Annotated in this window: 24 protein-coding genes and 1 pseudogene; 8 read left to right on the top strand and 17 right to left on the bottom strand. The window is 31.4% G+C overall.

Going from position 1 to position 23,570, the window contains the following annotated elements; translation table 11 throughout:
* Window positions 1-27: 27 nt before the first annotated feature.
* The 10 genes from fadB to ACP3TL_RS11085 form a co-directional block, all read right to left on the bottom strand.
* Window positions 28-2,289: a 3-hydroxyacyl-CoA dehydrogenase/crotonase FadB gene (fadB, locus tag ACP3TL_RS11040; protein ID WP_069832282.1), complete on the bottom strand. Its 2,262-nt coding sequence runs from the start codon at window positions 2,287-2,289 to the stop codon at window positions 28-30.
* Window positions 2,290-2,341: 52 nt separating this feature from the next.
* Complete coding sequence (gene fadE, locus ACP3TL_RS11045; protein WP_069832283.1) at window positions 2,342-3,550, bottom strand: acyl-CoA dehydrogenase FadE; 1,209 nt, start codon at window positions 3,548-3,550, stop codon at window positions 2,342-2,344.
* Between the two features lie 93 nt (window positions 3,551-3,643).
* Complete coding sequence (gene fadD / locus ACP3TL_RS11050; RefSeq protein ID WP_285326617.1) at window positions 3,644-5,170, bottom strand: long-chain-fatty-acid--CoA ligase FadD; 1,527 nt, start codon at window positions 5,168-5,170, stop codon at window positions 3,644-3,646.
* A gap of 18 nt (window positions 5,171-5,188) precedes the next feature.
* Entirely contained in the window at window positions 5,189-6,763 is a 1,575-nt protein-coding gene (gene fadX / locus ACP3TL_RS11055; RefSeq protein ID WP_069832285.1) for a fatty acid degradation protein FadX, read from the bottom strand.
* 339 nt (window positions 6,764-7,102) lie between these two features.
* Window positions 7,103-7,534 (bottom strand): universal stress protein, encoded by a 432-nt coding sequence (locus tag ACP3TL_RS11060; RefSeq protein ID WP_069814952.1) that lies wholly within the window; start codon window positions 7,532-7,534, stop codon window positions 7,103-7,105.
* Between the two features lie 235 nt (window positions 7,535-7,769).
* The gene (locus ACP3TL_RS11065) at window positions 7,770-8,672 is read right to left on the bottom strand and encodes an ABC transporter substrate-binding protein (RefSeq protein ID WP_069832286.1); all 903 of its coding nucleotides are present in this window, start codon (window positions 8,670-8,672) and stop codon (window positions 7,770-7,772) included.
* A gap of 370 nt (window positions 8,673-9,042) precedes the next feature.
* The gene (locus ACP3TL_RS11070) at window positions 9,043-9,309 is read right to left on the bottom strand and encodes a type II toxin-antitoxin system Phd/YefM family antitoxin (RefSeq protein ID WP_069832287.1); all 267 of its coding nucleotides are present in this window, start codon (window positions 9,307-9,309) and stop codon (window positions 9,043-9,045) included.
* 163 nt (window positions 9,310-9,472) lie between these two features.
* Window positions 9,473-9,628 (bottom strand): hypothetical protein, encoded by a 156-nt coding sequence (locus ACP3TL_RS11075; protein WP_176722976.1) that lies wholly within the window; start codon window positions 9,626-9,628, stop codon window positions 9,473-9,475.
* A gap of 90 nt (window positions 9,629-9,718) precedes the next feature.
* Window positions 9,719-9,859 (bottom strand): hypothetical protein, encoded by a 141-nt coding sequence (locus ACP3TL_RS11080; RefSeq protein ID WP_285326613.1) that lies wholly within the window; start codon window positions 9,857-9,859, stop codon window positions 9,719-9,721.
* A gap of 395 nt (window positions 9,860-10,254) precedes the next feature.
* Window positions 10,255-10,851: an NDxxF motif lipoprotein gene (locus ACP3TL_RS11085; RefSeq protein ID WP_069832289.1), complete on the bottom strand. Its 597-nt coding sequence runs from the start codon at window positions 10,849-10,851 to the stop codon at window positions 10,255-10,257.
* Window positions 10,852-11,414: 563 nt separating this feature from the next.
* Between ACP3TL_RS11085 and ACP3TL_RS11090 the strand changes: the two genes are divergently transcribed.
* The 4 genes from ACP3TL_RS11090 to ACP3TL_RS11105 all read left to right on the top strand — a co-directional run bounded on the left by ACP3TL_RS11090 (window position 11,415) and on the right by ACP3TL_RS11105 (window position 13,533).
* Entirely contained in the window at window positions 11,415-12,035 is a 621-nt protein-coding gene (locus ACP3TL_RS11090; protein ID WP_069814956.1) for a hypothetical protein, read from the top strand.
* A 215-nt stretch (window positions 12,036-12,250) separates the two neighbouring features.
* Complete coding sequence (locus ACP3TL_RS11095; RefSeq protein WP_069832290.1) at window positions 12,251-12,562, top strand: ArsR/SmtB family transcription factor; 312 nt, start codon at window positions 12,251-12,253, stop codon at window positions 12,560-12,562.
* Between the two features lie 59 nt (window positions 12,563-12,621).
* A complete protein-coding gene (locus ACP3TL_RS11100) occupies window positions 12,622-13,053 on the top strand; it encodes a DMT family transporter (protein WP_069832291.1) in 432 nt (143 codons plus the stop codon).
* Between the two features lie 12 nt (window positions 13,054-13,065).
* Window positions 13,066-13,533, top strand: a complete 468-nt coding sequence (locus ACP3TL_RS11105; protein WP_285326608.1) for a DMT family transporter — start codon at window positions 13,066-13,068, stop codon at window positions 13,531-13,533.
* 153 nt (window positions 13,534-13,686) lie between these two features.
* On the opposite strand, the pseudogene ACP3TL_RS11110 reads toward ACP3TL_RS11105, so the two are convergent.
* The 3 genes and pseudogenes from ACP3TL_RS11110 to ACP3TL_RS11120 all read right to left on the bottom strand — a co-directional run bounded on the left by ACP3TL_RS11110 (window position 13,687) and on the right by ACP3TL_RS11120 (window position 16,647).
* Window positions 13,687-14,861, bottom strand: a pseudogene (locus ACP3TL_RS11110) (ABC transporter permease).
* On the bottom strand, window positions 14,858-15,538 hold the full coding sequence (locus ACP3TL_RS11115; protein WP_069826314.1) for an ABC transporter ATP-binding protein: 681 nt from the start codon (window positions 15,536-15,538) through the stop codon (window positions 14,858-14,860). Before ACP3TL_RS11115 ends, ACP3TL_RS11110 begins: the two are co-directional and overlap by 4 nt.
* Window positions 15,535-16,647: an efflux RND transporter periplasmic adaptor subunit gene (locus tag ACP3TL_RS11120; protein WP_069832292.1), complete on the bottom strand. Its 1,113-nt coding sequence runs from the start codon at window positions 16,645-16,647 to the stop codon at window positions 15,535-15,537. Before ACP3TL_RS11120 ends, ACP3TL_RS11115 begins: the two co-directional genes overlap by 4 nt.
* A gap of 245 nt (window positions 16,648-16,892) precedes the next feature.
* On the opposite strand from ACP3TL_RS11120, the gene ACP3TL_RS11125 reads away from it, so the two are divergent.
* The 3 genes from ACP3TL_RS11125 (at window position 16,893) to ACP3TL_RS11135 (ending at window position 19,369) form a co-directional block, all read left to right on the top strand.
* Window positions 16,893-17,504: a YIP1 family protein gene (locus ACP3TL_RS11125; protein WP_069832293.1), complete on the top strand. Its 612-nt coding sequence runs from the start codon at window positions 16,893-16,895 to the stop codon at window positions 17,502-17,504.
* Window positions 17,505-17,872: 368 nt separating this feature from the next.
* Window positions 17,873-18,673, top strand: a complete 801-nt coding sequence (locus ACP3TL_RS11130; protein ID WP_069832294.1) for an ABC transporter permease — start codon at window positions 17,873-17,875, stop codon at window positions 18,671-18,673.
* Between the two features lie 192 nt (window positions 18,674-18,865).
* On the top strand, window positions 18,866-19,369 hold the full coding sequence (locus tag ACP3TL_RS11135) for a hypothetical protein (protein WP_285336755.1): 504 nt from the start codon (window positions 18,866-18,868) through the stop codon (window positions 19,367-19,369).
* 138 nt (window positions 19,370-19,507) lie between these two features.
* Here ACP3TL_RS11135 and ACP3TL_RS11140 read toward each other — a convergent pair whose 3' ends face one another.
* Window positions 19,508-19,918: an Lrp/AsnC family transcriptional regulator gene (locus ACP3TL_RS11140; protein ID WP_069832296.1), complete on the bottom strand. Its 411-nt coding sequence runs from the start codon at window positions 19,916-19,918 to the stop codon at window positions 19,508-19,510.
* 109 nt (window positions 19,919-20,027) lie between these two features.
* Between ACP3TL_RS11140 and ACP3TL_RS11145 the strand changes: the two genes are divergently transcribed.
* On the top strand, window positions 20,028-20,435 hold the full coding sequence (locus tag ACP3TL_RS11145; protein ID WP_069832297.1) for a carboxymuconolactone decarboxylase family protein: 408 nt from the start codon (window positions 20,028-20,030) through the stop codon (window positions 20,433-20,435).
* A 293-nt stretch (window positions 20,436-20,728) separates the two neighbouring features.
* Here ACP3TL_RS11145 and ACP3TL_RS11150 read toward each other — a convergent pair whose 3' ends face one another.
* From ACP3TL_RS11150 to ACP3TL_RS11160, 3 genes are all read right to left on the bottom strand, one after another.
* Window positions 20,729-21,292 (bottom strand): GNAT family N-acetyltransferase, encoded by a 564-nt coding sequence (locus ACP3TL_RS11150; protein WP_256092650.1) that lies wholly within the window; start codon window positions 21,290-21,292, stop codon window positions 20,729-20,731.
* 488 nt (window positions 21,293-21,780) lie between these two features.
* Window positions 21,781-22,353, bottom strand: coding sequence for a hypothetical protein (locus ACP3TL_RS11155; RefSeq protein ID WP_069832299.1), 573 nt, complete (start codon window positions 22,351-22,353; stop codon window positions 21,781-21,783).
* A gap of 15 nt (window positions 22,354-22,368) precedes the next feature.
* Window positions 22,369-23,460 (bottom strand): SagB family peptide dehydrogenase, encoded by a 1,092-nt coding sequence (locus ACP3TL_RS11160; protein WP_069832300.1) that lies wholly within the window; start codon window positions 23,458-23,460, stop codon window positions 22,369-22,371.
* Window positions 23,461-23,570 lie beyond the last annotated feature (110 nt).

A 23,570-nucleotide genomic window follows, 5' to 3' on the forward strand; every position in this document is an offset into this window, starting at 1 on the left:
TTCACCCTTTCTTTTTACTCTCAATTATTAATTGCGTAGTGGTTTTCCTTTTTCTAACATGTGTGAAATTCTGTCATACGTTTTTTTATTTTGTAAAAGTTCTAAAAATCTTTCTTTTTCAAGTGTCTGTAAATATCTTTGATTCACGTATGTGTTACGAGGAATGTCACCGCCTGCTAAAACTTCTGCCACTTTTAACGTAATTTCATAATCGTAGTCACTGATAAAGTTACCCATACGTTGTGCATCTAACTGACCTTCAGCTAATGCCTTAAAGTCTTTGCCTAAAGCAATGTATTGTGATTTTGGTGTAGGTACGTAATTTGTTTCTGATTCGTAACGTGCTCTATTTAATGCAACTTCGACACGTCTTTCAGTATTCAAGATCACAGTATCTGTCTCTCTTAAATAACCATATTTCACTGCTTCATATGCATTTGTTGAGACTTTTGCAAAACCAACTTGCATTAATATTTTAGTAATTGAATCTTGTTTATCATTATTTTTATGATTTGTGCGCAATACTCTATCCGTTAATTCTGCGAGTCCACCACCAGCTGGTAGTAACCCTACGCCTGTCTCGACAAGACCAATATAAGATTCACTTGCAGCAACCACAAATGGTGAATGAAGTACAAGTTCACAACCGCCACCTAACGCTCTGCCTTGAACTGCAGTAACAACTGGTTTCAACGCATGTTTCAGTCTAGTGAAAATATAATGTAGTTTTCCGACCATGTCACCTACTTCAGAGACCACTTTATTTTCTTCGTGTGCTTTTTTCATTTGATACAAATTCGCACCGACACTAAAGTTGTTGCCGCCTGCATAGATGACCATGCTACTGTAGTCTTCATCTTCTAATTTGTTAATAGATTCTAATAAATCATCAAGGAATCCGCCAGTAATCACATTGTTTTTACTTTGTAATTTTAATAGCAATTGATCTTTATGCGCTACTGATAAGTTAGAATCTGCTCTTTCCCAAATCTCTTGGTCAATATACTCTGCTACTGGTGTAACACGTTCAATCGATTCACCTTCACTATAGAATGCTTCATTGCGCTGCTCTATCCAATCTTCTGGAAGTGATCCTAATTCTTCTTTCATGCGTGACTTCACACGTTCGAAGCCCATTAAGTCCCACAATTGGAATGGCCCTTGTTTCCAGTTAAAGCCCCATACTAAGGCGCGATCAATATCTTTAAAATCTGTTGCAGCTTTAGGTACATTAATCGCTGAATAATAGAAATTATTTCTCAATGTTTCCCATAAAAATACGCCGGCATCATCTTGTGCATTAAAGATAACGTCTAAGTTAGAAGCCAAGTCTTTACTAAACTTACCTAAAATCTCTAATTGTGGTGGTTGCGGTGGCACATAATCATTTTGTTCTGAATCAAAGACGAAACGTTTTTTATCTACTTTTTTATAAAATCCTTGTTTCGTTTTATTACCTAATGCACCTTTTGCTGCTAATTTTTCCGAAAGTTTTACGTCGTGGAAAAATGGTTGTTCATCTGGTACGTTTTGCATGCCTTTAATTACTGTCATAGCAATATCAAGACCAACTAAATCTGATAAACCATACGTTCCCATTTTTGGTCGTCCAATACTACGCCCAGTCAAAGCATCCACTTCTGTAATAGAAAAGTCTTGGTTTTCTGCTCTGTACATAATGTCATTCATTGTTTGTGTACCAACGCGGTTAGCCACAAACCCTGGGACATCATTTGCAACGATGACACCTTTACCTAATACGTCTTCTGCAAATGCTTGTACGCGTTCCACTACTGCTTCAGACGTTTTTTCGTTTGGAATCACTTCGACTAACTTCATAATGCGTGGTGGATTAAAGAAATGCATTCCGAAAAATCGTGCTTTATCTTTTTCTTCAAATACATCAGCAATCGATTCAATTGGAATTCCTGATGTATTCGTTGCAAATATAGCGTCAGCTTTTGCTACTTTTTTTACTTTATCCCAAACTTGATGCTTAATATCTACTTCTTCTTTTACTGCTTCAATATATATGTCCGCATCATCTTGCTCAACCAAATCTTCATTAAAGTTGCCATAAGATAAATTTGAGGCAAAGGCTAAATCAAATAGCTGTGGGCGCTTTGGATTTGTTATGATTTCATATGCTTTTTTGGAAATTTTATTAGGTTCGTTCTCATCAATCACAATGTCTAATAATTTTACTTTTAAACCTGCGTTGACAAGGAGCGCAGCGATTTGACTACCCATCGTACCTGCACCTAACACAGTTGCTTTTCTTATCGTCATACTAAAACCTCCAAATTGTTTTTTCTATAGTTTCAATCGTTCATGCTTTATATTAAATAAATGCTGAGTCTCCCGTGATTGCTCTTCCAATTACGAGCGCATTGACTTCATGTGTACCTTCATATGTGTAAACCGCTTCCGCATCTGCAAAGAATCTTGCAATGTCATACTCTCCAGCTAAAATACCGTTACCACCATGTACGCCACGGCCCATTGCTACTGTTTCTCTTAATCTTAATGCATTCATCATCTTAGCTGTTGAAGTTGCCACTTCATCATATTCACCTTTCGCTTGCATGCGTGCAAGTTGCGCACATGTCGCCATTGCTTGAGCTAGATTGCCTTGCATCATGGCTAATTTCTCTTGAATTAATTGGAACTTACTAATTTCTTTACCAAACTGTTTACGTTGCGTTACGTAGTCTGTCGTAGCTTTTAATGCACCTGCCATCGCTCCTGTTGCCATATACGCCACACCTGCACGAGTAGAATATAATACTTTCGCAATATCTTTAAAGCTATTAATATTTTGCAGCCTTTGTTCTTCTTTAACGACCACATTTTTCAAACGAATATTAGCATTCGGTATAATACGTAATGCGATTTTATTTTCAATAAGATCGATTTCCACGCCTTCTTGGTCTGGTTCGATAATAAACCCTTTAGGTTTTCCAGTATCCACGTCCACTGCATACAGTGGTATCACATCAGCGACATTCGCTCCACCGATCCATTTTTTCGTACCATTAATAATCCACTCATCGCCTTCTCTTTTAGCAGTAGTTTCTAAACCACCTGCGACATCAGAGCCATGTTCTGGTTCTGTTAAAGCAAAACACGTACGTAATTCGTGTGACTGTAATTTTGGTAAATAATAAGCTTGTTGCTCCTTACTACCACCAAACCAAAACGAATTATGACCTAAGCCTTGATGTACACCTAGCAGTGTCGCTAAAGATACATCAAATTTAGCTATTGTATATGACATGAAGAATTGGAACATCTGACTTGGCGTATGTTCACCTTCACGTCCTTCATATAATAATGGATTGTTGAAATAATCTAACTTTCCTAATTCATCAAAGTAGTCTTCGGGCTGTGTCGCGTTTATCCAATGTTCATTAATAGAGTCGCGGTACTTTTCTTCTAACATATCATTAAGCTGTTTTAATAATTTAACTTCTCCTTCAGTTAAATCTTTCGCAATACTTAAAATATCCTCTGGATATAATGCTTTGATTACTTCTTCTTTTGTTGACATAATTAAAACCTCCACTTTAACGTTAACGCTTACAAAGATTGTCAAAAAATTTTATAGTTACTATCTTAAAATATTTATAAAAGCATAAGTTATTTAAGCTAATTCATCATCTTGTTGACGTGCTTTGTCAGCTTTACTATTCATCTTCTTCTGTAACTCTAACTTATCTGGTTTTGAAGTTGAGTTCAGCGGAATATTTGTTAATTTTAAATACATTCTCGGAATTTTATATCCAGCTATGTTTTCTCTCATGTGCGCGTCCAGTTTTTGTTCAAAGTCTGGATCATCTTCAGTCAATACCACTGCTGCTGAGACAGATTCTCCATATTTGGGACTTTCATAGCTCACTACCACACCTTGTGCTACTAAAGGATGTGTTGCTAAGACCGCTTCTACTTCTGAAGGCAACACATTTTCACCACCAGTGATAATCATTTCTTTACGTCTATCAACAATATAGATATCACCGTCTTCATCTATTTTTGCTAAATCTCCTGTTAAGAAATATCCATCTTTGAAGTTTTTCGCTGTTTCTTCAGGCTTCTTCCAATAACCCGGTGTGACATTATTACCTCTTACAGCTAATTCACCAATTTCTCCAGTTTGTATATCTTCAAATTCATCATTTAAAATACGGTAATCTACGAACATGACGGGTTGTCCAATACTACCAGGTTTTTCAGCACCATTTTCTGGCGTGTTAACCACTGTAAGTGGTGCTTCCGTTAAACCGTAACCATTAATGATAGATAAGCCCATGCTGTTAAATTTCTTTTGCACAGCTGGTAGCGGTGCTGACCCACCTTGAAGTAAGAATTCAATGTTATCGAAGTTTTTAAGGTCAAAATTCTCTGCAACTAACATTGCATAGTACATCGTTGGTATCTGTATTAAATAATCAGGCTTGTAATGTGCCATGAGATCATTCAATGCTTCACCATTGAAGTAACGTTGTATAATCAATGTGCCGCCTGCCATTAACAATGGTAGCGTCAAATCATTAAAACCTAATACATGAAACATGGGTGTTGAAACAATGGTCTTATACGTAGAATTTATTTTATAAGTGAGTGCCGTGTTTATTGGATTACTGACGAAAGTTTCATACGTAAACATAACGCCCTTAGGTAATCCTGTGGTACCACTCGTGTACATTAACGCTGCTAAATCATCTTTTTCTACATTTACCGTTTTGAATGGACGGTGATTGTTAGGATCCACCATATCATCATATTGCTCGGAATCAACATCCATATGAATGAGTCCGTCTGCAATGCCTTCTAAACTTGATAAATGCTTTTGTGAATAAAAAATTAATTTCACATCAGAATCTTGGATTACACTTTCAATTTCCTGTGGTTTTAAACGCCAATTCATCGGTAAATATACTGCACCTATCTTGAATGTAGCGAATAGTAAATCTAGAATAGCTACATCGTTTTGTGAGAAAATACCCACGACGTCCCCACGTTCTATACCTTGATCTTGTAAATGGTTTGCTAAATTCTCTGCACGTTTATTTAAATCTTGATAAGTCCATTCAGTACCTTTAAATGGATCGATAACTGCTGGCTTTTCCTCATCAAATACTGCTCTCGTTTTAATCCAGTCGTAATTCATATTTTTCTCCCCCTTAATTTAAATACGATCTTCCGACTTAATTACCTGAGACAGACCTCCCCATGTGTTTTGATAAATATCACTCTGTATTACCTTAATCTCTTCAGAAATGATTGGTTGAAACTCCATATTTGCTAAAATATCTCGTTCTAAATCTAAGCCAGGTGCAATTTCAATTAATTTAATACCTTTGTCCGTTAGTTCAAATACTGCGCGTTCGGTAACAAAATAAACTTCCTGTGCTAATTTTTGTGCATTTTCAACATTAAAATCTATGTTGCCCACTTGTTTTACAAATTTGGGTGACTTACCTTGGGTTTCCACTTGAGCTTCACCATTAGCGAAATTTAGTTGACCCCCAACAACCATCGAAGCTGAAAAAACAATTTTTTTAACTGATTGGCTAATATCAATAAAACCGCCACAACCATTCATTTTGTCTCCAAACTTAGACACATTAACATTGCCATATTGGTCAACTTCAGCAAAGCTTAGAAATGCAACATCTATACCACCGTTATAGATAAAATCCCATGTTAACTCATGTCTCATACGCGCACTGAGATTGTAGTTCATACCAAAGTAATTACCACTACTAATCAATCCACCAAAAACGCCTGTATCTATATTCGTTTGAACTAAATGATTGGCTTGCTCCTCTTCTAAAACATTCGACAATTCATTATTAATGCCAAAACCAATACTGATTACGTCTCCCTCAAGTAAAAATTGAGCTGCACGTCTCAAAATCACTTTACGGCTACCTAATGCTATATATGGCTCTCGCATCTCAGTAATCTGATAATGTCCTGAAAGTGCTGGGTCATATTGTGTTTGGACAACCTGTCTATGATATTTTGGGTTACTATTAACTACAACATAATCTACAAGTTTACCTGGAATAAATACATCACTTGGATTGAAACGCCCACTTTGGATGACTGATTTCACTTGCACAATCACTTTACCTTTATTCTTATGTGTAGCTGCTGCAACACTGTAACCCTCTCCAAGGTGTGCTTCATGCGTCATATAAATATTACCTTCTGTATCGGCATATGTACCTCGTAACAATGCGACATCAATTTCTGGAAAATCATAATTTAAATATGTTTCTCCGTTGATTTCAATTAAAGATACTAAATCCTCTGTCGTACGTGTATTTACTTTGCCACCAGAATATCTAGGATCGACATTAGTATTCAGCCCAATCTTAGTAATTGTCCCTGGTGAAGCAGGTGTTTGACTACGATAATGTGTCGTAATTACACCTTGAGGCACGTAATAGGCTTCAATATCATTATTGCGCATTGCATTGATTGTCTTAGGTGAACCAGTAATAATACTTGTGATTAATCGTTTGATCATACCCCTTGATACAAAAGAATCTAAATCATAACTGTCACCACGATAATCACTAATATCGTTTGCCAACATAAAGGTGAAGGCTTTAGGTGTTTGATGCTCATCATATTGATCGACTAATGTTTTGAGAATCTCAGCTGGTAAGTTAGCCGTTGATAATGCTGCTAGGGCTATCACATCACCTTCATTAATGATGTCTTTCAAATCTGAAAAAGGAATAATTTTCATACTTGCGACTCCTATCTTTGTTTAATCCGGCTATTTTATCTATCATTTTCCCCTTGAATAATCTCTCCCCTTTATATAAATGTAAGCCCTTACATGTAATATACCATCATTATTGAAAATTATGCAAAAATTTTTTATTTTACATAGTAAATTAATAAACAAACGGGATAATGGCGGGCAGATATGAATGAATTAAAAATCCCTTCAAAATCCACACTTTTTCAGCGGACACCTTGAAGGGAATATATCATTATAAGATTGTAGTACTTTTCAGGTCAGTATATATTAAAAATATTAGACATGATGGTTAGTTCAATAGAATTTCTATACTTTTTATCTTTATTTAACAATTAATACTGGGACAGAACTCCTTTTAGCAATCTTATGCGTAACATCTCCTAAAACGTGTTTAATATTCAAACTCACTCTATGATTACTCATAATTACTAAATCGTATTCACCTTTATCTGTATCGCCAGAAGTAATTTTGTCTAAGATTGTATCTTTAACAGGTCCAAAATCAATATCTACTTTGTATTGAACCTTTTTTTCATCTAATTCATGTAAAAATGGAGCAAGATCGCTTTCTGTTTCTCTAATAATATCACTCTTATGTTCAATATAATTTTCTAAATTAGTTGCAAAATTAGCTTCTTCAACCACATGATAAACTGTAACAATTGAATCTGTATCAACCATTTTTGCTAAATGGTCAGGAATTGCACTAAAATCATTTTCAAAATCATAGGGTAATAATATATTTTTAAACATATACACTAACCTCCTAGTGGCAAGTATTTAGATACCTATTATTTATATAATACCCTCAAAAATATTTTTTAATTTAGCGACAACAGATGCCAACCAATTGGAGAGACAAATTCAAAGTAGTTGAAGTTAGAAACTTTATAATAACAGAGATGTGTCTAAAATCATTTTGCATTATGAAAGGATACAAGATTGTTTATCTCAAATATTCTAATTAATAAACTATAAAGGATTAAATTTAGTTGTTTAGCAATTTGGATTTTAGTATTTTTCTATTTTCTTCGAATGAGTATGGGTCATTATACCAATAGTTTTCAGCTTTAACGTGAAATACATGATCTTGTTTTACTGCCGGAATATTCTTCCAAACATTAGTTTTTTCAAATTCTGGAGAGGATTTTCCCTCACTCATTGTAATAATATAATCTCCAGCGTATTTAGGCATTGATTCTAATGATAAAGCTTTATACCCATCTTTTTTCACTACCTTTTCTAAAGGTTCTGGCATTTTTAAATTAAATGCCTGATACAAAATTTCTCCTCCTCTACCCCAATCTTTACCAAAAGCATAATATTCTTTATTAAAGTCATCAAAAATTGAAACTGTGGCATTAGTGCCAATGTGCTTTTTGATTTCATTAGCATCTTTAGCTGTCTGTTTCTTCCAATTATTCACCCATTGCTTTGCTTTTTCTTCTTTTCCTAATAATTTTCCTAATTGAAGCTGAGTATCTAAATAATTTCTTTTACCATATTCCATCGGGATTGTTTTTGTGATTTTTTGGAACTTCTTCAAGTTTTTGTCATCAGTATCTGCAATAATAAGATCTGGTTTTAGTTCAGCTATTTCTTCTACATTTTCAGCGTTTATTTTTTTAACCTTTTTGAATTTTTCATTTAATATATCACTTTGCTTTATATCTTTAGTCACACCAACTACATGTCCGCCTAGTTGCTTTATACCTCCTGCGTATGTATCAGCTGCAACAACTATACGTTGGGGATTTTTGGGTATACTTATCTTTTTACCAGAGTCTAAAGCATACTCTTTTTCATCTTTCGCCTTTTCATTATGATCATTATTGCTACATGCAGTCAGTAGCAATAATACTATTAAAAATGGTACTGTTAATTTTTTCATCTATGTTCCCCATATATAATTGATATTGATATTCATTATCAATTATATAATTTTTTGTTACTTTAGCAACTACTATTTAAAAATAATTTAATTAATTTAAAAGAACAAAACATGTAATATAAGGGCGACTTAATTCATAAAACGAAAATTTTCATAAGCTTATGAGTGTTACAAAAACGTATTAACTGAGGCAATAGAAAATAATAAAAACACCTCCGTATAAGTTCATTTCCAAATGAACTTATACGGAGGTGTTTTATGAAAAGTGGAGATTATTCTGTAAAGTAAGGTACTTTATTTATAATAGTACCTACATGAAGCAACTAAACTTGCATTATCTCTTTCAAGTCCTTTCATAGTCCCTTTATCTCTACACGATATCATTTGATGACTCATTAATGGTTACAATCTTACCTTTTCCACGTTCTAAATTCTCAATAGCACTTGCAAGTCGTTTCGCATTGGCAGGATTCTGTTGAAGGTATAATGTTTCCATGATTGCCTCATAATCATCTTCTGACATCAAGACAGCATTATATTCTTTCGTTGTAATAGTGATCGTATTCCTATCCTCATTCACTTTATTAATCATATCTCGAAAATTATCTTGGACAAACTTATAGTTTTTTACTATCATAATCTCATTCCTCCTAAATCAACAATTCAAAAAATACAATTTTAATTTATTCTTTCTTGATGAAATTATATAATTTATATATGAAAATGCCTATCATGTATTTATAAGTAATATCGGCTTCTCACCTGCTACAAATGGTGCTTTAGATGGAACACCTAAATTCTTAAATTAATTTTCTCTTTTTATCGAGATCAACAGTCATACCAATCATTGCGCCTATTGCAATGCTAGGTCCGATACCAAAAGGAAAACCTAATGTATAACACATTCCAATAGATATAATTGCCATATATGGAATCCAGCTAATAAATTTTTTCATACCTTTATCTCCTTTAAAATTAAAATGACATAATTATTTCATTCGAATTCCTTTTCCTCATTTTACAATATTCAGCTGTTGTATATTTCTCTATTCGTCTTTTAATTTTTTAGATTTTTTCACCTTCTCAAAAGAAGAAAAGCCTAAAATAAAAGCAATAAACCCTAGTATAAGTCCTAATACAATCATTCCGTTCAATTCTTTATCTTTAAAGATATTAATTAATTCCAAATTACCTAAACTACTCCAAACTCTATTATGCGCAAAATTCAAACCCGTAACATTTAAAAATATAGCAACTACAGCAATACCTATAAATACGAAAAAGCCATCTTTCAGAACACTTAGCTCTTACAAATCTTATCTAAATTATATATTCAACGTTTTTTATCACGATTATTCCAAAATAAAAAGAGAATAAAAAACAACAGATAAAAAGAAAACCAAGTGTCTAAGTGATTTTGATTCATTTGTTGATATGCAAAAACAGCTAATAAAATTGTCAAAATTGTTTGGATTAAAAATAAAAACCACTTCACAATATCACCTCTATACAGACAAAATTCAACGCAATAGTAATTGCTTTATATTTTGTTCTTCGTTGTGTCAATCTAACTCAATCCTTTTTATTCAAAAGCCTTAGTTTGGATATCATGCTTGTTCAGAAATTGTTCTACTTCTTTTTGTTTCTTACCATTAACTTGCTTTTTATATTGAGCATTTATCTCTTTTATTTCGCCTACATTTTTTAATTTTGTTTGGTCCGTATTAGCATCATCCATTGTTGCATCTACTTTATCGTTGATTTGATTCATTAATTCATTTATTGAAGTTACATAATTACTTACTTTTAAACTTCCTTTTTCGTATTGCTTCGGGAGCTGATTATTTTCTATAAACTGTTTAAAATTCTTATCATTTTTATTTGTAAGTTTAGTAAGTTTATTTAATTTATCCTGGTCTTTTTCATTTAATTCATCTTTATCTCTAATTTCCGAAGTATTTTCATCTAATGCATCAAATGTGTCTAAATACTTTTTGATACTTGAACCCATTTCATCTTCACTAATCTTTTCGTCATTTTTTTGACTTGAAAAGACCTTTTTTGGAATTTCTGTTGCTTTCGCTTCTTGATCAGAACTTTTGTTTTCGGATTCTCCATTGCTACAAGCAGCTAATAACAAGGCTAATGTTATTAATGATATGTATTTTATGATTTTCATAATAGCCTCCTCTTTACTTTAGAATACCATTTTTATAAATATTATAAATACTTTTAATTAAAATTATATTTTTATTATTATTTCAATTGTTTTATTAAACTCAAAGTTGTTTAAACGAGTAAGCCATTTTTTATAAAGAAGTAGCAGTAGTCTGACCGACTCTTGCAGGAGAATTACTAGTTGAAGACTACAAGCTGAGGCGGTACAAGTAGAAAATACACATAAAAAATCGCCAACAAAGTCGGAGAAAATGTCGATACGAGAAGACTTTATTTCATTAAAAATATTTTAATCTACTCATAATTAAATTCGAATGAATCAATTATGTTTCTTTAAATGTTGAACTTTGATATAGTTGGATATTGAATATAAAATATCAGAATTATATTAAAAAGAAGCGATTTTTATTTCGTTGAAATATTATTTCTATTCAAAAAATATCGGCTTTAGCACTTCACATTTTAATGTGGGGTGTTTTTCTATGTTTTTAAATCAACGTTTAATAATAGATGTTGTGAAGACTATCTATTATATAAGCAAAAAATTTATAAGGAGCGTAATGTATGATTGTAAAGGATAGTATTACCAATCCATTTAATATAATTTGTAAAAATAAATATGAAGAAACAAATGCCTTCACATACAATAGATTAATCGATTATGGAAGTTCTTATTATTATTTAAAAAATACTTCATTTGATTACATTGCAACAAGTGTGATTAGTAGATGTGATGGTGAAGAAAATGAGGAATTCGAGTCCAGGTTCAAGCATTTTGGGGAAACCGAAAAATTTTGTATTGAAAAACTAGAAGTAACCTCTACATTTGAAAATAAAGGCGTCATGACCATCATGTTTTGTGACGTGATGCTAGCAATGTTAACTAGAGAATTATCACATCAACATCATATAGAGGTTAAATTTATAAATACATCAGATTTAATAAAAGATGGCAAAATAGTAAACGTGTATCATAGTGTGATACCTAATTATGAATTATCAACAACTAAACCTGATAGTACAAGAATATCTTTAGAAGGCCAACGTAATAAATCAAGTATTGAATTTTATCAAGATATTTATAACATATTCCCTTTAGAAACTAGAGAAGAAGATATAGAATATTATACAAATTTAAGAGCTGAAAAAATAAAAAACTTTAATGAAAAGTTAAAAGCTATTTAGATAGCTAACAATAACTATCCGTATGCTTTGTTATTAAAAGTAAATTTGATAATGAAACAATTAAGAGACTCCTTTTTTGAAAGGAAGTCTCTTTTAATATATATGCTTAGACTATTAGTCATTTTAGTGATAATAACATTCAAAATTTTGTTGTTATTATATTGAAAAGTATTTGTGCATTGACATTTCGAATATTCTCGAATAGTATATGTGTTATGAAAAATTTAGTTGAAACTTTTAAAGTATTAAGTAACTATGCCCGTGTTGATATCTTAGTTTGGCTGAAACATCCTAGTGATCATTTTGGACATATTTATACAGGTGAATATTTAAAAGAAAAAGGTGGCGTATGTGTAGGAGATATACAAGAGAAAGCCAATATGTCCCCCTCTACTGTCTCACATTATTTAAAAATGATGCAGCAAGTAGGGCTATTAGAATCTGAAAGACATGGTCAATGGACTTATTATAGAAGAAACGAAGAAAGTATTAATGAATTAGCCAATCTAATAAAAGAAGATCTTTAAAGGTCTTTTTTTATTGATTATAATTCGACAATTCGCGAAATGAGGAAAAGAGGTAAATCATGAATAAATTTATATTTTATATCCTTGCTATAGTAGCAGGTATATTTTTGAGTATCGAAGGTGCCATGTATGCAGTATTAGGTGATTCTATTGGAGAATTAGAAAGTAGTTTATACAATTTTGCCATAGGAACAATCATATTAGGCATTGCATTATTGTTTTTAGGCAAAGGCAAACTATCTTACGCAATTAAAGCACCTAAATGGCAATTAACTGGCGGCATATTAGGTGTTATTTACTTAACTGTTTTAGTCTTCATCATTCCTATGATAGGTGTTGGCCTAGCAATGGGAAGCGTTGTGGTTGGCCAAATGATTATGAGTGCATTAATAGAACATTACGGCATACTAGGCAGTGAAAAACAACCATTAAGAATTGAAAAAGTAGTGGCAATTATACTAATGATAGTTGCATTAACACTTATTTATTAGGAGGAGTATAAAATGCAAGTAGCTTTAGTAGTCATAGCTTTAATAGCTGGTATCACTTTAAGTACACAATCATCAGTAAACGGGGCTTTTAGCAAAAAAGCAGGAACGTTAGAAAGTGCATTTTTAACATTTATAACAGGTGGTATGATTTTATTCATTATTACTTTGTTTTTTGGAGAAGGTAACTTCTTAGATTTCTTTAGTGCCCCTAAATGGCAATTGAGTGCTGTTTGGTTTGGTGTCGGTTATCTATTTTTAACAATTGTAGCAATTCCCAAAATAGGCGTTATAGCAACAAATATTTCTGCTGTTATCGTACAACTAACCATGGGTATGATCATCGACCATTTTGGTTTATTTGAAGGCATGGTCATTCACTTTGATGCTAAAAGAATTATCGCATTAATTTTAATGGTTATCGCACTAAGATTGATTTATAAGGCTGATATCAAAAATAGCTTACATGAAAAGTTAACTTAAACTATTTTTAATATGTTCAAAATCGCAACACCAATATCTATCACTTAATTACGGCTTATTTATATGTTCTAAACTAAAAAACACCCTTCAAAGCTTTCACATTTTAAGTGTCAATTTGAAGGGCGTTTATCATGTGAATAGAACTGTCGAACTCTATTTTATAATATCAATCAATTCTTTCTTAGCTGCGGATCTGGCTGGAATCCAACCGAATACGATGCCGATTAACATAGATACACCAACTGCTGTTAAAACGGAACCTAGACTGACAACACTCTTAATGTAGTCAGGCGTTAACGCATGGACGCCTGACGCTATTAAGATACCTATAATCAGACCGATGATGCCACCAATCACACAAAGCACGACACTTTCCACTAAGAATTGTATTTCGATATCTCGGGACTTCGCACCAAATGCGCGTCGAATCGCAATTTCCTCTGTACGTTCTGAAACAGAAATGTACATCACATTCATTACGCCAATTCCAGCAATAAACAATGAGATACCCGCGACTGCTGCCACAAAGTAAGTAATCGCATCAAAGACTTGATTGATACCTTTCATCATTTCTTCAGTGTCATTGTAACTATAGCTTCCGTCACTGATGCCAGAACCTTTTTTATTTAATTCATCTACGACCTTATTTGCTGTATCTTTTTTATCAGCTCCGTCTTCCAATGAAAGTTTTAATGACGGAAAATCTTGACTTAAACCACTCATATATTGCTCAAATGTTTTTGAAGGCATATTCACAGCTGATGGATTCATCGTGTCATTGGCAATACCCACGACTTCAAAACCTTGATCATCAATATATAATGTTTTACCAATGGCATCTTTATTAAAAACATCTTTGGCAATTTTATCAGCAACTGTTACGACTTTCTTCCGTAATTCATTATCATCTTCATCAAAGCCTTGTCCTTTTTCAGGACTATCCATAGCTTCTTTTTTCACAATACTGATATCGCCTTTTTTCTGCGCATTAGTCATTTTTGCAGAAAAACCTTGGTCATCTGTTTCTTTAATTTCGGCATCTGCCACGCCGTCAACTTGTTTTATAATACTCAAGTCTTGCTGGCTGAAAGGGTTCTTTTTCGCGCCTTCCATATCATTGCTCATGAAATTAATATTTGCAGAATTTTTTCCAGCACCCGTATCTTCAAATTCTTCAGAAGCCGTTTTTTTAAAACCGTTTCCTAAAGACATAATTGTAATAACAGCTGCAATACCAATAATAATACCAATCATCGTAAAAATATTACGTCGCTTATTTTTAAAATAGATTTGAATGAAATGGCGATAATATTAGACAAATTCTTCATCCAACCACCTCTTCTCGTTGAACACGACCATCAAGAATATGAATAATACGATCTGCTTGATCTGCAACTTTGCGATCATGCGTGACTAATATCATCGTCGTATTATGTTCTTTATTCAATTTTATAAATAATTCAATAATATCTTTAGACGTTTTCGAATCAAGTGCCCCCGTAGGCTCATCAGCAATAATAAACTTGGGTTGATTGATAATAGCACGTGCGATGGCAACACGTTGTTGTTGCCCACCCGACAATTTGTTGGGCACTAAATTTTCTTTATCAAACAAACCTACATCATGTAACGTGCGTGTTACACGTGATTTACGCGCTTGAGTGCCTAACCCTGCATAAACGAGCGGAATGCTGACATTTTCTAAAATTGTATTATTTTGAATTAATTTAAAGTTTTGAAAGACAAAGCCAACTGTTTTATTTCTGATATCTGCAAGTTGGTTATCTGAACTTTCTTGATAATTTTTACGATTAAAAAGGTAATCACCTTCATAACCACGATCAATAAATCCTAAAATGTTAATTAACGTACTTTTACCAGAACCTGAAGGACCCATAATCGCAATGAATTCACCTTCATTGATGTTGATATTAATGTCTTTCAAAATATGGTTTTGTTCATCGCCATTTTTGAAATATCGATTGATATCTACCAGTTCTATCATGATGACACCTCAACTTTATCTCCATCATTCATTGTTTTTTTAGGGTTTTTAATGAGTTTATCTCCTTTTTTCAGACCCTCTTTCACGAAAATTTCACCGTTGATTTCGTCTGTTTTAATATCTCGTTTTTTAACTTTTCCTTCCTCACTTACCACAAAAACATTATTATCTTTTGTAAGGACAGATTTAGGCAATTTAATAGAATCTAACGGTGCTTTCACTTCCATAGAATAACCCGCACGCACTGGGATATCTATATCGTCAATAACTACGGTATATTGGGATGATTCTGAATCATTTCCACCACTAGGATCACCTTCAACTGGGTTCGAGGCTTGCGGCGTGTCACCTCCATCCTCACTACCCGATACAGCCGAAGCACCACCAGCAGCAGATTCATTTAAATTTTCTTCATAACTCTTAGGTAATTCTGAAATTTTTTGGATTTTACCTTCGCCCGTTTCACCCGTGCTTGTCACTTTCACATCTACTTTATTGCCTTCTTTGATTTTATTCAGGTCAAATTCAGAAACTGTCGTCTTAATCTGTGGTTCATTGGATACTAATTGAAGAATCTTTTCACCATCTGTTACATTATCTTCATTTTTAATATCCACTTTTCCATCAAAATCTGCATAGATACTGTTATTGACTTGTTTATCATGCGAATTCAGTTGTAGTTGTGCTTCACTTAATGCATTTTGATCTTGTGATAATTGTTTTTGCAAATCATTGTTGTTAGGACTTTGATTAATATTTTGATAATCTTTATTCACAGCATTTTGCGCTTCATCTACTTTATCTGCTAATTGTTCACGCTTACTATTATTAATATCGTAGTTAATTAACGGGTCTCCTTGTTTAACTGATTGACCATCATCAACTTGTGTACTGATATATGCCCCTAATTGACTGTTGTTGTTATATGTTTTAACTGAATTGGGTGATGCTTTTCCCTCTAAATTGAGTGGACTTTCTTTCTCCACTGTATATGTATCATAACCATCTTTCTCCGCCGAACTACTGTTGGTCTGTTTCAAAACCAATGCCACGACGACTAATCCAATTATCGCGACTATCCCTATAAGCCACATCCACTTTTTCTTCAATTGATAAACACTCCTTGTATTTATTCACTTTACAAGACTACCATAGCCACGCAATTAAAAATATATCTAATAACATATTTTTGAATGATTATTACTATTTGAATGTCATAAATACTTATTATTTACTCTATATATCTTTAAGTGTTATAAATACTTATTATTTTTTTAATTTCTATAAAACTATTTTAATATTTTATGTGTAGTGTTATGCTTTGGTCATTATACATACAGGAGGAAAAATTCATATGGAAACATCAAAATTACCCTTAGTTTCACACTTTTCAGAACTACGTAATAAGCCTAAATGGGTTTTAAAATTAATTCTCGCAATAGTAGTAATGACATTATCAGCTGTTATTGGGTCGCTTGCAATTGACTATAACGAACTGTATAAAGATGCAGGTATGACAGGAGCGGAATTAGAACAAGCTAAAATGTTCGGACAAATCGGTGGTGCAATTGCTGGCATATTCGGTGCTATTGTTAGTATTGGTATTACATTTGTCATCTTTTTACTGATTTCCATGATCATGAAATCTGATGCAAGTGGAAAATCAATTTTCTCTGCTACTTTAAGTTATACATTGATTACCGGAATTATTGCTTTAATCGTCATACTGATTCAGTGGATCGCTGGCTTATCACCAACAGATTATTCTATTACAAGTCTTAATATTTTTGATAAAGGAAACAAAGTATTAAGTGCATTTAATTTACAAACATTTATTGGTGCATATGTATTTGGCGTTATATTATTCGCTACAAATCGTTTTTCAAAAAAATCAGCTATTATTTGGACAATTGCATATCTTGTAGTGTATATAGGCTTTGCATTGTTAGGCGCATCTTTCTCATAAAAGAATTATGCGAAAGATTTAGGAGTTTGTTAAGGGTGCACAAAGAACAAGTAAAAATTGATTGTTTAATACATATACTTTCTAGATACCAGAGAAATTGTCATTAAGATGAAATTCTATATAAGAATACAATAAGGTTGGGACATATCACATGTGTCAGCCTTTTTTTATATTGGCAGTGGCTGACTGAATTAGACTAGTCATTTTAAAAATAACTTTGTTTTATCTGAATAAAAAGTTGTGTCTGTTATTTAGTTATTGTAAAGTTTAGCAATGTTAACAAATTATATAATAATAAAATATGAATATGATATGTATTTGGTTTTTTGCAAAAGTATCGTTACATTTAGAAAGAGTGATATGTTCAAATGAATTCAATATGGTTTGTATTAAAAGAACAACTAAAAAATTTATATTTAATAAGAAGATTAGCGGAATTTCAATTAAGAATTTCTAACAAAAAGAATTATCTAGGAATGGCGTGGGAATTAATTAATCCTACTATGCAAATTGCTGTTTTTTGGTTTGTATTTGGTTTAGCTCTAAGAAGCAATAAGGTTATGGAGGGCGTTCCATTTATATATTGGCTCATTGTTGGGATCAGTATGTGGTTTTTCGTAAATGAAGGTGTTCTAGAAGGTAGTAAGTCTATTACTTCTAAATTTAATCAAGTAGCTAAAATGAATTTCCCACTTTCTATTATTCCTAGTTATGTCGTTTTTAGTAAATTCTACGGTCATATTTTTCTACTAGTAATTATTATGGGTGTTTGTTTCATTGGAGGATACAAGCCTTCTATATATACTTTACAATTATTTATATACTTGTTTTATGCGTTAGTTTTAACCAATGCTATAGCGTTATTAGCTTCAACATTAAGTATGTTAATTAGAGACATACATTTAATTCTACAAACTTTAATGAGAATGATATTTTTCGTCTCTTCTATACTCTATTTACCAAATAATCAAATAATTGGAACAGTCATGCAATTTAATCCGATATACTTTCTAGCTGGAGGATATAGGGCAGCTATATTACACCACGAATGGTATTTTATTACGCATTGGGAACTGGCACTGTATAATATCTTCCTTTGTCTTCTAATCTTTAGCTTAGGGTCCATTTTGCATATGCGTTTTAGAGATAGATTTGCCGATTATATGTAATAAAAGCATTAAAAATTAATGGGCTGACTCCAATTAGTGATGTGAAAATTTAGAAATTAAATTGAAATGAGTTGGTGAAATTATGAAAATCAAACACAGGTTTAGGTATTTAATTTTTAAAAATAATAAGTTGTATTGTATAATAGAATGGAATACAGTTCTTATTAAGTAAATTGCATAGGAGGTAATCTTATGAATAAATTTTCCAATAATTCTTTGTTGTATTTTTTTCTTTTTTTACCTTATTTTTTAATTTCTATTTTTTTCTTTTTCTTAGTTTCTTATGAAGGCAATGATAAACAGCAAATTAATAAATTAAGTCAATCTATAGGATTGAATGAGTTGCAAATGTATATTTTTACAGTTCTTTTCATTCTTCTTTATAGCATAGTTATATTTGCTTTTATTCTATTTTTAATAAAGATAGCTCATTTCTTTTTCTCTAAAAAAACTCATAAAAATAATAATGATTTATTATTTAGTGTTTTATTAGAATTAACTATATCTAAATTCTTAGGAATTTTATTAAATACGGAACTTGATTTTACTACTTCCACGGTATCAATTACATTATCAGTTCTTAATATCATTTTAATCCCTACTTTTTACTATTATTTTTCTAAAAAAATAAATCTTAGTATCATAGCTGCTTTTATTATGATTATTATCGTAATTCCAACAATTATATTTACTTAACTAATAAAACATCACGGTAAATTACTCCAAATATATTTTTGATAAAATGAACGAACAAGATTATTAAATCTAACCCTTAATCTATAATAAAGAGCATGCAGAAACCGCTGGTTTCTGCATGCTCTTTTAGAATTGTAATTATACAGTTTTTGAAAATATGAAATGTGATTTTGTGTGTCCATAACTTTGTAAATTATCAATGAATTGTTCTACACCCATCATATTTTTAAAACGCACTTTAAAAATAAAACAACTATCTCCAGAGACTCTATAGCAAAATTCCACATTATCTTGTTTTGCTATAAATACTTTAAAATCTCTATATAGATTGTTTTTTATAACAATATCTATAAGTACATCGATATCATAACCCAACGTTTTATAATCAATATCAATTGTGTATTTTTTAATAATGCCTATATCTTTCATTTTATTAATTCTTTCTCGTACAGAAGGCGTAGAAAGATTAACACTATCACTTATATAACTTAGTGAAACTTTACTATCTCTTTTTAGTGTTTCTATAATTTTTCTGTCTGTTAAGTCCATTTAGAAATTCTCCTTACATTAAGAAACTATATTTACATTATACCTAATATATCTCATTCAATTCACTAAAGTAATATTCTAAAATAAATTAAAAGAAGGAGGAGTATATATGACGATAATTCAATTATCTAATAATGGCAAAACGCCGTTTCAAAAATTACTGGGATATAACATTGAGATAATGAACAATTGGAACAACCTTAGTGAATCATTAGAAAGAGATCACTCACTATCTAAAGAATTAAAAGAAGAGATGCGAAGAATGTTGGCGCAAAAGAACGGGTGTATGTATTGCAAAGCAAAAGGAAAACCAAGTCATCAATTAGGTGATGAAAAATCTGCTGTTTGTATAGGTTTTGTAGAAGTTTACTTAGCATTAGGAACTGATATTCCTGATTATGTTATAAGAATATTGAAAGAGACCTTAACAAAAAAAGAGATTAGCGAATTGATTGCTTTTATAACTTTCACTACATGTCAGCAATATTTTGGTGCAATGATGCAATTAGAACCTTAATATATTAAAGGAAAATTTAAATTAAAAAAGGTTTAACTATCAAAAGGACACAGGTAAGTGAACAAAGCATTTTTCAACAAATATTTCTCAAGAACTATATACCAAATAATTAGTAGAAAAACAGTACGATAATTTCATTTAAAAGAAATTAAAGCCTTCAATGAAAAGTTAAGAACAAGTATCGATAAGCTTTGCTAGTATGACAAAATTCGATCATGAAATAATTAAGAGATCTCCTTTCAAAAAGGAAGTCTCTTATATTACATATACTTGTACTTGGAATATTAATTATTTTAGTGAGAATAATAATTAACATTTTGCCACTCTTCTCTTAAAATGCCCATCTGTATGGCATCATAGAATTCGCCTTCAACTACGCGCCCTTCACGTATCCATGCCTCTTCTACCATGCCCACTTTACTTGCTACTTTCATCATTCTAATATTGCCAGACCATGTTGAAATACCTATTCTATTAGCATCAGTTTCTTTAAATAGATAATTAATCCATTCTTTGAATACTTGAGAACCTAATCCCTTTTCCCATTTATTATTTTTATATATAACAATACCACATTCTAACCATCTGGATTTCTTATCTTTCCAATATGATGTGACAACACCTAAAAAATCATTTTCATATTTTATTGCTAAAGTTGATAATGTATTTTTATAAAGATATTTACTTTCTCTATATTTCTTTTCGAATTCACTAAACGTAAAATATTCTTCTTCGATGTATGGGCCGTTCCACTCTTTAGCTTTCTGTAGAGGATCAATATGTTTCCAATAATAATAATCAGCTAAATCACCTTCATTTAGTTCTTCTAGAAGTGTCTTCTTATTTTTGTTTTCCAACTTTAACCTACTTCTTTTGTTCATGATATATCTATCACTGTATAACGGCTTATTTATATTTTCTAATCTAAAAAGCTTCTCCCAAATTTTTCATATTTTAAGTGCATACTCTGAAGGGAGTTTATCATGATAAATAGAACTATGGAACTCTATTTTATAATATCCACCAATTCTTTCTTGGCTAAGAATCTGGCTAAAATTCATCCAAACACGATGCCAATTAACATAGATACACCAACTACTATTAAAACAGAAGTAGAAATTTTATTTAATTCCTAAAAGATGATATAAACAATATTTTTTCCATCAATTTTAAGTCATTTTTAAAATTGAATATATTTCTTCAGTTACATCTAAATTTAAAAACGAGGAAAAGGAAGAATTCACAAAAACTTGGTAATCTTTATACATCAGCTTTTGTGTTCTTTGCCTAAGTATATTGGTTTCAATTGATGCATAATAAAGTATATTAGATAGTTGTTGTTGGCTCATTTCTTCATCATAGAAAGGTCTGTGAGTTCGTCTAAAGAGAAGTGTTTCTTCAAATGATACATCTGGCAAAGGTGTAATTTCAGGAAGAGCAATCGTTTTTTTCCACTTTTATATTCGTAAATATCAGGAATTCCAAATTTTTCTATTTTTTCTTCCAATGATTTATGTAGTATTTTTCCTCTTTCCTTTTGATTATCATCCATATAATTTAAATTTTTAGTTTTCAAATGAAAAATCAGAGCTTCTAGCCACCCTCTTTTAATCCAATGTTCGATTGACGCATAATTTGTTATACTGTAATCTTCATAAACTATAATTTTATTTTCTATGTATTTTTCAATTAACGATTTGGCCTCAGCATTAGACATTTTAAATTCATTAACTAAAAAAGTTATTAAGTTGTTAATTTCTTTGTTTTCTTTTATAAAGTTAGCAATTTTCAAAAATTCAAAACTTTTTACGTTCTTCTTTTTTCCCTCTAATAAAAGTTCTACGATTAAGTTATTGCTTGTATACTCACCCACCTTTATTCTACATAATGGGTTTAATTTAATTTTTTTATCCATCATAATAATCGCCCCTTACTAACCAATAATAGTAAAAGTGCAAGCACTTTCATAAATTCCATCTAAGCCTATTAAATTTTCAATAACTCTCTCATTCATTGAATAACCTCTATAGCTATTTATATTTAAATAACTACAAGTTAGAGCAGTAGACTGCATAATATGACCTATATCATAATTTACTGCTCTATAAGATCTGGGTTCTCTATATCTATGCATACTTCTTTCAAAAATCAAAGAATGTATAAAACATGCTTTAATATTAAATTTACATTTCTCATTTCCACAGATAATATCTTTTTTGATTGTACTTAGAAACTCACCTTGCTTTAATAATTTCAGACTATGGTTCTTTATGCTATAGTGATATATTCCTCTCTCCAATCCTGTAATGTTTTCTATAAAAACATATGTTTCTAAAGGATGCCGTGCTCCGCCAGACGGGCTAGTTTTCGCTATATGCTCCCCTGTTACAGGATCTGTTTTAATACCTGTTTGACCAAAAGACAGGTAAAGTAATTTGGAAAAATCAGAAAAACTTATCTCTGATTTATATTTATCAATTCCTACAAAATCTCTAAATGTATTATCTAGATTTTTATGATTTGCTTTTTGTTCATTATTTAATGAAATATCTTGAATAAAATCATATTCTTTATAATTACTTGGATTTTTATCTTCTTTCATTTTGCTTTTCATTGCTTCTAAATCATCTATATAACCCTGCTTACTACTATAATCATTTTTATGTAAATTATTAGTATGAATATGGAATTTTAAAGCATCATTCCAATTATATTTTATCCAATGTGTAGAATTACTTTCTATATCCTTATATCTTTTATACTCATTACTAACTAATAATCCATTTTCAATCATTTTATTCAATAAATTTTCAAAATACTCTTTTTCTAAATCAAAAGATTTACTCATTTCATCAAATAGTCTTTGCTCATCAATCCAATCTGCACAATTTTTCAATATATCCAAAATTAAATTGCTTTTTAAAATATCACTTTTTATATATTTATTTTCCAATGAGTTTAACACTCGCAAACCGGTAACTGGATTATTATCTATAGTTAAAAAATCAGGAACTTTTATATTCATAAAATTTATACCCCCCTAAAAAAATCAGCCCTCAACAAATTGAATTTTATATAAAGAAATCCACTATGTTGGGGCTAACTATGATAATTTTGATTATGCTACACAACCTT

Origin of the sequence: Staphylococcus caseorum (assembly GCF_049943195.1) — a bacterium.
GTDB lineage: Bacteria > Bacillota > Bacilli > Staphylococcales > Staphylococcaceae > Staphylococcus > Staphylococcus equorum_A.

Coding starts and splice junctions, on each gene's coding strand:
- fadB (WP_069832282.1), bottom strand. CDS start 2,289: ATGACGATAAGAAAAGCAACTGTGTTAGGTGCAGGTACGATGGGTAGT.
- fadE (WP_069832283.1), bottom strand. CDS start 3,550: ATGTCAACAAAAGAAGAAGTAATCAAAGCATTATATCCAGAGGATATT.
- fadD (WP_285326617.1), bottom strand. CDS start 5,170: ATGAATTACGACTGGATTAAAACGAGAGCAGTATTTGATGAGGAAAAG.
- fadX (WP_069832285.1), bottom strand. CDS start 6,763: ATGAAAATTATTCCTTTTTCAGATTTGAAAGACATCATTAATGAAGGT.
- ACP3TL_RS11060 (WP_069814952.1), bottom strand. CDS start 7,534: ATGTTTAAAAATATATTATTACCCTATGATTTTGAAAATGATTTTAGT.
- ACP3TL_RS11065 (WP_069832286.1), bottom strand. CDS start 8,672: ATGAAAAAATTAACAGTACCATTTTTAATAGTATTATTGCTACTGACT.
- ACP3TL_RS11070 (WP_069832287.1), bottom strand. CDS start 9,309: ATGATAGTAAAAAACTATAAGTTTGTCCAAGATAATTTTCGAGATATG.
- ACP3TL_RS11075 (WP_176722976.1), bottom strand. CDS start 9,628: ATGAAAAAATTTATTAGCTGGATTCCATATATGGCAATTATATCTATT.
- ACP3TL_RS11085 (WP_069832289.1), bottom strand. CDS start 10,851: ATGAAAATCATAAAATACATATCATTAATAACATTAGCCTTGTTATTA.
- ACP3TL_RS11090 (WP_069814956.1), top strand. CDS start 11,415: ATGATTGTAAAGGATAGTATTACCAATCCATTTAATATAATTTGTAAA.
- ACP3TL_RS11095 (WP_069832290.1), top strand. CDS start 12,251: ATGAAAAATTTAGTTGAAACTTTTAAAGTATTAAGTAACTATGCCCGT.
- ACP3TL_RS11100 (WP_069832291.1), top strand. CDS start 12,622: ATGAATAAATTTATATTTTATATCCTTGCTATAGTAGCAGGTATATTT.
- ACP3TL_RS11105 (WP_285326608.1), top strand. CDS start 13,066: ATGCAAGTAGCTTTAGTAGTCATAGCTTTAATAGCTGGTATCACTTTA.
- ACP3TL_RS11115 (WP_069826314.1), bottom strand. CDS start 15,538: ATGATAGAACTGGTAGATATCAATCGATATTTCAAAAATGGCGATGAA.
- ACP3TL_RS11125 (WP_069832293.1), top strand. CDS start 16,893: ATGGAAACATCAAAATTACCCTTAGTTTCACACTTTTCAGAACTACGT.
- ACP3TL_RS11130 (WP_069832294.1), top strand. CDS start 17,873: ATGAATTCAATATGGTTTGTATTAAAAGAACAACTAAAAAATTTATAT.
- ACP3TL_RS11135 (WP_285336755.1), top strand. CDS start 18,866: ATGAATAAATTTTCCAATAATTCTTTGTTGTATTTTTTTCTTTTTTTA.
- ACP3TL_RS11140 (WP_069832296.1), bottom strand. CDS start 19,918: ATGGACTTAACAGACAGAAAAATTATAGAAACACTAAAAAGAGATAGT.
- ACP3TL_RS11145 (WP_069832297.1), top strand. CDS start 20,028: ATGACGATAATTCAATTATCTAATAATGGCAAAACGCCGTTTCAAAAA.
- ACP3TL_RS11155 (WP_069832299.1), bottom strand. CDS start 22,353: ATGATGGATAAAAAAATTAAATTAAACCCATTATGTAGAATAAAGGTG.
- ACP3TL_RS11160 (WP_069832300.1), bottom strand. CDS start 23,460: ATGAATATAAAAGTTCCTGATTTTTTAACTATAGATAATAATCCAGTT.